The organism is Metapseudomonas resinovorans, assembly GCF_002003485.1.
Classification (GTDB): Bacteria; Pseudomonadota; Gammaproteobacteria; order Pseudomonadales; family Pseudomonadaceae; genus Metapseudomonas; species Metapseudomonas resinovorans_D.
Map to the genome: position 1 here is coordinate 107,665 of NZ_BDMA01000050.1, position 11,973 is coordinate 119,637.

The window sequence follows — 11,973 nt, forward strand, 5'->3', positions numbered from 1 at the left end:
TCGGGCAGCTCGGGTTCGAATGCGGCTAATGATATGCCACGACGGCCTTTGCGGGGCTGCCGGGCACGAGCGGTTGTGATCCGGGGTCGCCCTGTTGGCGAACCCCATCGTTTCCGTGGCGGGGACCTGGACCTGAAAGTGCCGTCCTTGAGCGTCCCCCTAGAGGAACAGCCCCGGTCGGCTCTGACCTTCGGGGAATTTGACGCCCACTTTGCGCACCTTGTTCCCTTCCATCAGAGCAACGGTCCAGGTCAGGCCGTTCCATTCCACCTGGTCGCCCACCACCGGCTCGCCGCCGATTTCGTGGGCGATGAAGCGACCCAGGGGCAAGTGGCCGTCCTGTTCGCCAAGCTTGAGGCCGTAAAGCGAAGCCACTGCGGACAGCTGGGCATCGCCCTCCAGCACGAAATCGCCGAAGAAGCGCAGGTCGAGGCCGCGTTGCGGTGCCTGGCTGAACAATTTGCCCAGGGCCGAGAGGTCATGCTCATGGCCAACCACGCAGAGGATGTCGCCGGCTTCCAGGGTGGTACTGCCCGAGGGGTGCAGCAGTTCCTTGCCCCGGAACAGTGCCGCGATGCGCGTGCCGTCCGGCATTTTCAGTTCGCGCAGGGCAGCGCCGATGCACCACTTTTCGGCGCCCAGTCGGTAGACGAACAGCTCCCACTCGCTGGTGGGATGGACCTCCAGGCCGGCGCGGGAGATGGGCGCGGGCTCCGGCGGCACGGTGACGCGCAACAGCTTGGCCGCCCAAGGCAGGCTGGTGCCTTGCAGCACCAGCGAGACCAAAACGATGAAGAAGGCGACATTGAAGAACAGCTGGGCATTGGGTAGCCCAGCCATCAGCGGGAACACCGCCAGGATGATTGGTACTGCGCCACGCAGGCCGACCCAGGCGATGAAGGCCTTCTCGCGTCCATGGAAGGCGCGGAACGGTGCCAGGCCGAGGAAGATCGACAGCGGACGGGCGACCACGATCATCCACAGCGCCAGGCCCAGGGCCGGCAGGATGATCGGGAAGAGTTCGTGGGGCGTGACCAGCAGCCCCAGCACCAGGAACATGCCGATCTGCGCCAGCCAGGTCAGGCCATCGAGGATATGCAGGATGCCGTGGCGCGAGCGGATCGGCCGGTTGCCGAGGAACAGGCCGAACAGGTAGACGGCAAGGATGCCGCTGCCGTGCACGGCGTTGGTCAGGGCGAATACCAGCAGCCCGCCCGCGACCACCAGCAAGGGGTAGAGGCCGTTGGCCAGGGTCAGGCGGTTGATCATTTGCAGCATCAGCCAGCCGCCGGCGAAGCCCATGACGGTGCCGACGCCGAACTGCTGGACGATATGCACGACGAAGGTCCAGCTGAATCCGCTCTGGCCGGTGGCGAGCATCTCGATCATGGTCACCGTGAGGAACACGGCCATGGGGTCGTTGCTGCCCGACTCGATTTCCAGGGTGGCGCTGACGCGTTCGTTCAGACCGCGTCCGCCGAGCAGGCTGAACACCGCCGCGGCGTCGGTGGAGCCGACGATGGCGCCGATCAGGAGGCCCTCCAGGGTAGTCAGGTTGAACAGCCAGGCGGCTGCGATGCCGGTCAGGCCGGCGGTGACCAGCACACCGACCGTGGCCAGTGACAGTGAAGGCCAGAGCGCCACGCGGAAGGTCGCCGCGCGGGTACGCATGCCGCCGTCGAGCAAGATGATCGCCAATGCCAGGTTGCCGACCAGATAGGCCTGGGAATAGTTGTTGAAGACGATGCCGCCAGGGCCGTCGCTGCCCGCGAGCATGCCGACGACGAGGAACACCACCAGGATGGGGACGCCGAAGCGAGATCCGAAGGCGCTGACCAGAATGCTCATGCCTACCAGCACCGCGCCGATCAGGAACAGGCTATTGACGGTGGTGGCATCCACTGGCGGCTCCTAGCAAATGGGGATTGGGAACGGCATGCAGGGGCGCATGCCGAGGAATTCTAACCTGCCGGTGGCAAGGCTCTGCAAGATTTCATGCAGGGTTCTTGCCAGCGTTGGGAAGCCCTTGGGCAGGAGAACGGGTTCGAGGTTCCGGAGAGGGGGGCAATGCGGATGACGAAACGACTGACGGCGTTTCGGGCGCTGTTATCGGGGGCGTGCTGCGCGCAATAAAAAAGCCCCGCATGTGCGCGGGGCATGAAGAACCCTGAATAAGGGCTAGAACCAGTTGTCCTGCATGGCCAGGCACGTGTCGTCGCGGGCTTCCAGCAGCGCCAGTTCGTGATGGCAGCCGGGTACTTCCCAGGTGAGGAAGTAGCGCGCGGCCTGCAGCTTGCCGCGATAGAAGTCGGCGTCGGCGGCGTTTCCACGGGCCAGGCCCTGTTCGGCGCGGATCGCCTGTTCCAGCCAGCGCCAGCCGATCACGGTATGGCCGAAGACCTTCAGGTACAGCGCCGAGTTGGCCAGCGCCTGGTTGACCTTGCCCTGCATCAGGTCACCCAGCAGCGCCAGGGTGACGTTGGAAAGACTTGCCAGCAGGTGCTCCAGCGGCTGGCGCAGGGCGTTCAGCGACTCGTATTCGGCGGCGCGTGCGCAGCAGTCATTGATCAGTCGGGTCAGTTGCTTGAGGCCGGCGCCCTTGTTCTGCGCCAGCTTGCGGCCCAGCAGGTCGAGGGACTGGATGCCATGGGTGCCTTCGTGGATCGGGTTCAGGCGGTTGTCGCGGTAGTACTGCTCAACGGGGTACTCACGGGTGTAGCCGTGGCCGCCGAGGATCTGGACGGCCAGTTCGTTCGCCTTGAGGCAGAACTCAGAAGGCCAGGATTTGACGATGGGCGTGAGCAGGTCGAGCAGTTCGTGTGCCTGCTGGCGTTCTTCCTCGGTGGCCAGCGTCTGGGTGTCGTCGAACAGGCGCGCGGAGTACAGGCCGAGGTCGAAGGCGCCTTCCACATAGGCCTTCTGGGTCAGCAGCATGCGACGCACGTCGGCGTGCTGGATGATCGACACCTGGGGCGAGGCCGGGTCTTTGCCGTCCGGCAGGCGGCCCTGGGGACGTTCGCGAGCGTAGTCCAGGGAGTAGAGATAGCCGGCGTAGCCGAGCATCACCGCGCCCATGCCGACGCCGATGCGCGCCTCGTTCATCATCTGGAACATGTAGGACAGGCCGGCATGAGGTTTGCCGACCAGGTAGCCGACGCATTCGCCGTTATCACCGAAGTTCAGCGCCGTGGAGGTGGTGCCGCGGTAGCCCATCTTGTGGAACAGACCGGCCAGGATCACGTCGTTGCGCTTGCCCAGGGAGCCGTTATCGTTGACCAGGAACTTGGGCACGATGAACAGCGAGATGCCTTTCACACCGGGCGGTGCGTCCGGCAGCTTGGCCAGCACCATGTGCACGATGTTGTCCGACAGCGGGTGGTCGCCGCCGGAAATGAAGATCTTGTTGCCCTTGATGCGGTAGGTGCCGTCAGCGGCCGGCTCCGCGCGGGTGCGGATATCCGACAGCGACGAGCCGGCATGGGGCTCGGTGAGGGCCATGGTGCCGAAGAAGCGGCCGTCGATCATCGGCTGCAGGAAGCGCTGTTTCTGCTCGTCGCTACCGAAGCTCTCGATCAGGTTGGCCGCGCCCATGGTCAGGAAGGGGTACGCCGAGCTGCCGACGTTGGCCGCCTGGAAGTGGGCGAAGCAGGCCTGGGACAGCAGGGTGGGAAGCTGCATGCCGCCCTGTTCGAAGCTGCGCGTGGCATTCAGGAAACCGGCTTCGAGGAAGGCGTCGACTGCGGGTTTCACTTCCGGAATGAGGGTCGCGGCGCCGTTGACGTACTCCGGCTCCTGTTCGTCGCCCTTGCGGTTGTGCGGAGCGAAGAATTTTTCAGCGATGCTGCGGGCTGTGCCCAGGGCGGCGTCGAAGGTCTCGCGGTTGTGGTCGGCGAAGCGCTCCCGTTGGGTCAGGGCTTCGGCGTCCAGCACTTCGTAGAGTTCGAAGGCCAGGTTGCGGGAACTGAGCAGGGTCTCGGACATGGTGGCTCTCCGGATGGAATCAGCCGAGTCTAGATCGGTGAATGAAAGGCGCCTAGCAACATCCACGAGCGTGATAAAGGGGGTGAAGCCGTGATTGGGCGCTGGCTGGTAGAATGCGCGCCTTGCGAGGATTCCCCATGAACTACCGCCATGCCTTTCACGCCGGAAACCATGCCGACGTGCTCAAACACTTCACCCTGGCCCGCCTGATCGCCCTGCTGTCGCGCAAGGAGGCACCCTTTGCCATCCTCGACAGCCACGCCGGCGTTGGCCTTTACGACCTCCTGGGTGACCAGGCCAGTCGCACCGACGAATGGCGCGAAGGCATCGGCCGTCTCTGGGACTTGCCCGATCTGCCCGCGCCCATGGCCGATTACCTGCGGGTGATCCACGAGCTGAACCCGGATGGCAGCCTGCGCTTCTACCCGGGCTCGCCCGAGCTGGCGCGGCGGCTGACCCGCCCGCAGGACCGCCTGCAACTGAACGAGAAGCACCCGGAAGACGGCCAACTGCTCAGGGACAACATGGCCGGCGACCGCCGCGTCGCCGTGCACCTGGGCGAGGGCTGGCACCTGGCGCGAGCGCTACTGCCGGTGCCGGAGAAGCGCGCGCTGATGCTGATCGATCCGCCGTTCGAACAGGCCGATGAGCTGGAGCGTTGCGTCACCGCCCTCAAGGAAGCCATTGGGCGCATGCGCCAGACCGTGGTTGCCATCTGGTATCCGATCAAGGATCAGCGTCAGCTCCGCCGCTTCTACCAAGGCCTGCAGGCCAGCGGCGCACCCAAATTGCTGCGCGTGGAACTGCGGGTGCATGCGGCCGACACCGCCGACTCCGGCTTGAACGGTTCCGGGTTGGCCATTGCCAACCCGCCGTGGGGCATCGAGGACGAGCTGCGCCAGACCCTGCCGTGGCTCGCCGAACGCCTGGCGCAGAGCCAGGGCGGCTGGCGGCTGGATTGGCTGATCGAAGAGTGAACGGAGCAGGCCGCTGCTGATATCAGCTGCGGCCTGGTTGCGGTTCGATGTAGTAGGTCAGTTGCCGGCGCGGACTGAGATACTCCAGCACCTCCAGCGGTAGCAGGGACGGGCGCAGGCTGCGGGCGATGGACAGGCGAGGTTCCTGCTCCAGGTCCAGGATTAGCGCTTCCTGCTTGGGAATCTCCGGATCGTGGACGACCAGCGTCGGCTTCAGCGGCTGGGACGGGTTCACGCCCAGCACTAGGGCGAAGCGGTCGTCATCCAGTTGCACCAGGCTGCCGGGCGGATAGACACCCATGGCGCGGATGAAGGCTTTCAGCGCGACTTCGTCGAATCGCTGGCGCTGCTGCTTGAACATCAGCGCCAAGGCCTCGTGGGGACTAAGGGCGGTGCGTGGGTCGAGCGGGTTGCACAGGTTGTCGAACTGGTTGGCGATGGCCACCAGCTTGCTCAGGCGGCCGATGCCGGCTTCCTTCAGCCCGCGGGGATAGCCGCTGCCGTCGCAGTGCTCATGGTGCTCGTGGATGATGCGCAGCACTTCGTCGTCGAGCATGAGGCGCTGGCCCATCTTCAGGCCGAAATCCGTGTGCAGCTGCAGGAATTGCAGTTCGGGTTTGGTCAGGGGCTCGCTTTTCAGCAGTACCTTGGTCGGCACTTCCATCTTGCCGATGTCGTGCAGGAGGCCACCGAGGCCCAGGCTATGGCAGTCCTCCGCATCCAGACCGAGCTGACGGCCCAGCAGCAGGGCTAGCACCGTGACGTTGAGTGCATGGAAGTAACTGTCTTCGGCGGATTTCCCGGTGATGCTGTGGAGCACCGCGCCGGGCCCGCCGAGGAGGGTGTCGACCAGTTCTACGACGATCGCTCCCGCCTGCTTCACGGCCTCTTCCGGCCGGCTGCGCAGTGTCTGGTTGAGCGTCTTGACCTGCTGGCTGGCCTGGATGAACCGACGGTCCACCTCGGCCACGCGCTGGCGAAGCTGGCGGAGCTTTTCACTGCGAACCTGGCGCGCCTTTGTTTCCGGGTCTTCGGCGAGTGGCGCCTGGGGCGGAGATTCCGCTTCGGCGGGTGGCGGCAAGGGCTCGCAATCGCTGCGTGCCGGGTCGTAGCGCAGCCGGTTCAGGCCGAGGGCCTGCAGGGCCCGAACCTGTGCGTCGTCCTTGATCTTGAAGTTGCTGAACGCGAAGTCGTGTTCCCACCAGCCCAGCTCCAGTTGGATGTACAGGCCGATGCAGAGCTGTTCAGGCTGGATGTAGTGATGTCGGGACGGCATACCGAGTGACTGGTGGCGACTGGCCACTTGAGTCTAATCCTTCGGTAACCGCCCCGTCTGCCCTTCTTCAGGCTGGCAGGCACACGCCGGTGCCACCCAGGCCGCAATAGCCGCCGGGATTCTTCGCCAGGTATTGCTGGTGGTAGGCCTCGGCGTAATAGAAGGCAGGCGCCTCGTCTATTTCGGTGGTGATGGCACCAAATCCGGAATGCTCCAGTTCCGCCTGGAAGCGCTCCTGGCTAGCGCGGGCCGCGGCCAACTGGTCTTCGTCGTAGCAATAGATGGCGGACCGGTACTGGGTACCGACGTCATTGCCCTGGCGCATGCCCTGGGTCGGATTGTGCGCTTCCCAGAACACCTTCAGCAGTTCGTCGAAACTGGTTTTCTGTGGATCGAACACCACCAGCACCACTTCCGTGTGCCCGGTCAGGCCGGAGCAGACTTCGTCATAGGTGGGGTTCGGGGTGAAGCCGCCCGCGTAACCCACGGCGGTGGTCCAGACTCCCGGTTGTTGCCAGAAACGCCGTTCAGCGCCCCAGAAGCACCCCATGGCGAACTGCGCCACTTGCAGGCCAGCGGGGAACGGGCCTTGCAGCGGACGACCATTGACGTAGTGGCTGTCGGGCACCGGCATTGGCGTCTCGCGGCCGGGCAGGGCCTGGGCGGCACTGGGCAGCTCGAGTTTGTGGGCGAGTATTTGCGAACGCAGGACCATCAGCCGTCTCCTCGGGATTGCAATGAATCCCGATGTTACCCCGATTGCGAGGTCGTTTTTCAACGGCTGTTCAAGGGGCCTTGCGGCAGGGGTAGCGACCGAGGTTTTCGAACAGGTGCTTGCCGGAGATCGGCTTGTCGAACAGGTATCCCTGGCCCACATCGCAATGCTGGCGGCGGAGGAAGCCGAGCTGGGCGGCGGTTTCGATGCCTTCGGCGACCACTTTGAGCTTGAGCTTGTGGGCCATGGCGATGACCGCGGAGGTGATCTCCTTGTCGTCCTGGTTCTCGGGGATGTCCTTGATGAAGCTGCGATCGATCTTGATCACGTCGATGGGGAATTTCTTCAGGTAGCTCAGCGAGGAGTAGCCGGTACCGAAGTCGTCCATGGCCAGGGTAAGGCCCAGGCTCTTCAGGTTATTGAGTTGGTGACGGGTCTCGTCGGTGGCTTCCAGCAGCAGGCCTTCGGTGAGTTCCAGCTCCAGGCGCTTGGGTGGCAGCTGTTCTTCGTTGAGGATGGCGGCGATGGAACCCACCAGGTCGGGGTCGCTGAATTGCTTGGGCGACAGGTTGATCGCCACTTGCAGATCCCCGAGGCCGGCGGCGGTGAGGCGCTTGCTCATGCGGCAGGCTTCGCGGATCACCCATTTTCCGATGGGGATGATCATGCCGGTCTCTTCGGCCACGCTGATGAACTGGTCCGGGCTGATCATGCCCTTCTCCGGGTGATGCCAGCGAAGCAGGGCCTCCATCCCGAGAAGTTGGCCAGTCTTCAGGCACAGCTTGGGCTGGTAGAAGACTTCCAGCTCGTTCTGCGCCAGCGCACGGCGCAAGTTGTTCTCGACGAACAGTTTGTAGCTGGCCTCGGCATTCAGCGCCTCGGTGAACAGCTGAAGCTGATGCTTGCCGTTGGCCTTGGCCTTGTGCAGGGCGAGGCCCGCGTGCTTCATCAGGGTCTGCGGGTCGCGGCCGTGCAGAGGCGCGCAGGCAAGGCCGAGGGAGCCGGTGACGCTGATCAGCTGGTTGTCGACGAACAGTGGCTTGTCGAGGGTTTGCAGTACCTGGGCGGCGATCTTCTGCCCATTCTCCAGGTCAGCCCCGTCGAGCAGCACAGCGAACTCGTTGCTGGCGAAACGCGCGAGGATGCCGCTCGGACTCAGGCTGTTGCGCAGGCGCCGCGCCAGGCTCACCAGCAGCTTGTCGCCGGTCTGGTGGCCGAGGCTGTCGTTGATTCGCTTGAAATTGTCGATATCCACCAGCAGCAGGCAGAGCGGGGTGTCGCGGTCGCTGTTGAAGCGCTCTTCGACGGTACGGATGAAATAGGGGCGGTTGCCGAGTCCGGTGAGGTTGTCGGTGTAGGCCAGCTTTTCGATGCGCTGCTGGGCCAGTTTGCTGTGGGTGACGTCCTCGTAGATCCCGATGTAATGGGTGAGCTCGCCGTCTTCACCGAACACCTTGGAAATGGACAGCTGGCCCCAGTAAGGCTCCAGGTTCTTGCGCCGGCTGCGGAATTCGCCCTGCCAGCTGTTGCAGGCGGCCAGGCCCGAGCTGGTGTCGAACAGCAACTCGCTGAGGTTCTCCAGGGCCGGCAGATCCGAGAGGCGGCGGCCGTGGACTTCATCGGCGCTGTACTGGGTAATGGCGGTGAAGCTCGGATTGACGTACTCCACCAGGCCTTCGCGATCCACCAGTAGGAAGGCGCTGGCGCTCTGTTCCACGGCGCGCTGGAACAGGTGCAGGGCGCTGGTGGCGTGGCGCCGCTGCTGGTTCACCAGCACCTGCGCGAACTGGTCGGCCAGCTCGCCGGCGAAAGCAATCTCGTCGGTCTGCCAGACCCTGGGCGGGCCGATGTGCTCCAGACAGAGTACGCCGACCACCTCGCCACCAATGCGGATGCTGGCATCGAGCATGGCGGTGATGCCTTGCGGCTTGAGGTACGTACTGGTCAGTTCGCTGGTGCGCGGATCGCTCTGGGCATTGTGGGAATCGATGGCGCGGCCGCTGTGCAAGGCTTCGAGGTAGCGCGGGAACTGGCTCATTTCCATCGCGCCCGGATGCTCGTGGTTATCCTCGTCGCGGCGGAACAGACCGACCGCCGACAGTTGAGTCCCGTCCAGCAGCCAGATGCCGACGCGGGCCACATCGTAGGCCTCGCAGGCGGCCTGGGTGATCAACTGCGCGGCTTCCTGCGCCGGGTTGCTGGAGCTGTAGCGATGGCGTGCCAGCCGGACGATCAGGCTTTGCTGGGCACGGGACCGGATCAGGTGTTGCAGGTGGTCGTCCTGGGAGCGCTGGTAAAGCTCCAGGGAGGTACGCAGGCGGCTGTTCTGGGCCTCCAGGTCGAGGTTCTTCAGCCGCTCCTTGTGTTCGGATGCATCGCCTGCCACCAACAGGTAGCCACGCAGCAGTTGACGCCCGTGCTGCTGGAAAGACTCGCCGATTTCCTGCAGACACAAGGGGCCGTTGGGTGAATGCAGCGTGTACTGGATGGAGTAGTGCGGGTGGTTGGCCAGCTGCAGCTGTAGCTCGTCATGCAGTCGATAGCGGGTTTCCGGTTCCATCAGGCTGGCGTAGGGGGCGTCGATCAGGGCGCAGAGTTCGCTGGCTGGAAGACCGAGGGAACGCTCGCAGCTCGGATCGAGGAAAAGCATCGCCCAGCTGGCCTCGTTGAGCCGCTCGAAACGCATCAGGCCCAGTCGCGAGGGGACGGGCAACTGCGTCACTATCTCGGCCACCGTACGGCTGGTGGCATCGGGATGGCTCTTCATCGGGCGCTGGGCTTCCACTTCTCTGACCGGTAGAGGGGCCGGCCTACTTCTTCAAAGCATCGGGCAAGGGTGCATCATGATGATGGCACTGGCAAGCATGCCGCACGGTGCAATTCGCGAGTGGGAAGGGGGGCATGGAAACTGTGCGCGAGCGCACAGTCGGCTTGCTCGCTGGGGTATCGCGTAGTCAAAAAAAACCCCGCCTCAGGGGGCGGGGTTGAGGTACGAGCGTGGCGTGCTCGCGAATTTGAAACGAGTTACAGCAGCATGGTGCGGATGTCCGTCAGCACGTCACCGAGACGCTTGGTGAAGCGCGCGGCGGCGGCGCCGTTGATCACGCGGTGATCGTAGGACAGCGACAGCGGCAGCATCAGGCGCGGCTGGAAGGCCTTGCCGTCCCACACCGGCTGCATGGCGGCCTTGGACACACCGAGGATCGCCACCTCCGGCGCGTTGACGATCGGCGTGAAGCCGGTGCCGCCAATGTGGCCGAGGCTGGAGATGGTGAAGCAGGCGCCTTGCATGTCGTCCGCCGAGAGCTTCTTGGTCCGGGCCTTCTCCGCCAGGGCGGCGGCTTCGGCAGCCAGTTGCAGCAGGCTCTTCTGGTCGACGTTCTTGATCACCGGCACCAGCAGGCCGTCCGGGGTGTCCACGGCGAAGCCGATGTGCACGTACTTCTTGCGGATCAGCGCCTTGCCGCTGGGGGCCAGGGAGCTGTTGAAGTCCGGAAGTTCCTTGAGCAGGTAGGCGCAAGCCTTGAGCAGCAGGGGCAGGACGGTCAGCTTGACGCCGGCCTTTTCGGCCACCGCTTTCTGGGCCACGCGGAAGGCTTCCAGCTCCGTGATGTCGGCCGAGTCGAACTGCGTCACGTGCGGCACGTTGAGCCAGCTGCGATGCAGGTTGGCGGCACCGACCTGCATCAGGCGGGTCATGGCCACTTCTTCGATTTCACCGAACTTGCTGAAGTCCACCACCGGGATCGGCGGGATGCCAGCACCGCCGGTTGCACCGGCGGCAGCTGCGGCCGGGGCTTCCTTGGCCTTCTGCATCATGGCTTTGACGTACGCCTGCACGTCTTCCTTCAGCACGCGGCCGTGGGGGCCGGTAGCCGGAACTGCGTTCAGCTCGACACCGAACTCGCGGGCCAGCTGGCGAACCGCCGGACCTGCGTGGACCTTGGCACCGCTGGAGCGCGCCGGTACGCCGGTGGTGTTCGCCGCAGCAGCGGCCAGGGCCGCGATGGCGGCGACCTCGGCGGCAGCGATCGGGTGAGCGCCGTCCGGTACGCGGTGCGCAGGTTGTTCGGCAGTCGGTGCGGCGGCCGGAGCCGGAGCAGCAGCGCCTGCAACCTTGAGCTTGAGGATCAGGTCACCGGTGCCGACTTCGGCGTCCAGCTTGACCTCGACGCTCTCCACCACGCCGGCGGCGGGCGAGGGGATCTCCATGCTGGCCTTGTCGGATTCCAGGGTGATCAGGGACTGGTCGGCGGCCACGGTGTCACCGACCTTGACCAGCACTTCGATGACCTTGACCTTGCCGTCGGTGCCGATGTCCGGCACGAAGACGTCCTGCACGCTGGAGCCGGTGGCTGCCGGAGCGGGGGCTGCAGCCGGAGCGGCAGCAGGTGCCGGGGCGGCGGCCGGCGCAGCGGCCTGGGCCGGGGCTGCAGCAGGAGCAGCGCCCGCGACGCGCAGCTTGAGGATCAGGTCGCCGGTGCCGACGTCGGCATCCAGCTTGACCTCGACGCTCTCCACCACGCCTGCGGCGGGGGAGGGGATCTCCATGCTGGCCTTGTCGGACTCCAGGGTGATCAGCGACTGGTCAGCGGTCACGGTGTCACCGGCCTTGACCAGTACTTCGATGACCTTGACCTTGCCGTCGGTGCCGATGTCCGGCACGACGACGTCCTGCACGCTGGAACCGGTGGCCGCCGGAGCAGCAGCCGGGGCCGGCGCAGCGGCGGGTTGTGCTTCGGCCTTGGGCGCGGGAGCGGCAGCCGGCGCGGGCGCCGCAGCGGCGGCACCCTCGACTTCCAGTTCCAGCAGTTCATCACCTTCCTTCAGGCGATCGCCCAGCTTGACCTTCAGGCTCTTGATCACACCGGCCTTGGGGGCCGGGATTTCCATGCTGGCCTTGTCGGATTCCAGGGTCAGCAGGCTCTGATCGGCTTCGATGCGGTCGCCAACCTTGACGAACAGCTCGATCACTTCACCTTCGCCACTGCCGATGTCGGGTACGCGAATCAATTCACTCACAA

7 protein-coding genes are annotated in these 11,973 nt (G+C 64.9%); 1 reads left to right on the plus strand and 6 read right to left on the minus strand.

Annotation, left to right across the window (positions count from 1 at the left end; all coding sequences use genetic code 11):
* Positions 1-159 precede the first annotated feature (159 nt).
* On the minus strand, positions 160-1,902 hold the full coding sequence (locus MnOB_RS13640) for a potassium/proton antiporter (protein ID WP_077524767.1): 1,743 nt from the start codon (positions 1,900-1,902) through the stop codon (positions 160-162).
* A gap of 276 nt (positions 1,903-2,178) precedes the next feature.
* Positions 2,179-3,981: an acyl-CoA dehydrogenase gene (locus tag MnOB_RS13645; RefSeq protein ID WP_077524768.1), complete on the minus strand. Its 1,803-nt coding sequence runs from the start codon at positions 3,979-3,981 to the stop codon at positions 2,179-2,181.
* Between the two features lie 137 nt (positions 3,982-4,118).
* Here MnOB_RS13645 and MnOB_RS13650 point away from each other — a divergent pair, with 137 nt between their 5' ends.
* The gene (locus MnOB_RS13650) at positions 4,119-4,958 is read left to right on the plus strand and encodes a 23S rRNA (adenine(2030)-N(6))-methyltransferase RlmJ (protein WP_077524769.1); all 840 of its coding nucleotides are present in this window, start codon (positions 4,119-4,121) and stop codon (positions 4,956-4,958) included.
* 22 nt (positions 4,959-4,980) lie between these two features.
* Here the strand turns inward: MnOB_RS13650 and MnOB_RS13655 are convergent, their stop codons facing one another.
* The 4 genes from MnOB_RS13655 to aceF all read right to left on the minus strand — a co-directional run bounded on the left by MnOB_RS13655 (position 4,981) and on the right by aceF (position 11,971).
* Positions 4,981-6,261 (minus strand): HD-GYP domain-containing protein, encoded by a 1,281-nt coding sequence (locus MnOB_RS13655; protein ID WP_234358255.1) that lies wholly within the window; start codon positions 6,259-6,261, stop codon positions 4,981-4,983.
* A gap of 40 nt (positions 6,262-6,301) precedes the next feature.
* On the minus strand, positions 6,302-6,949 hold the full coding sequence (msrA, locus tag MnOB_RS13660) for a peptide-methionine (S)-S-oxide reductase MsrA (RefSeq protein WP_077524770.1): 648 nt from the start codon (positions 6,947-6,949) through the stop codon (positions 6,302-6,304).
* Between the two features lie 70 nt (positions 6,950-7,019).
* The gene (locus MnOB_RS13665) at positions 7,020-9,716 is read right to left on the minus strand and encodes a sensor domain-containing protein (RefSeq protein ID WP_077524771.1); all 2,697 of its coding nucleotides are present in this window, start codon (positions 9,714-9,716) and stop codon (positions 7,020-7,022) included.
* 257 nt (positions 9,717-9,973) lie between these two features.
* Positions 9,974-11,971, minus strand: a complete 1,998-nt coding sequence (aceF, locus tag MnOB_RS13670; protein ID WP_077524772.1) for a dihydrolipoyllysine-residue acetyltransferase — start codon at positions 11,969-11,971, stop codon at positions 9,974-9,976.
* Between the last annotated feature and the right edge of the window lie 2 nt (positions 11,972-11,973).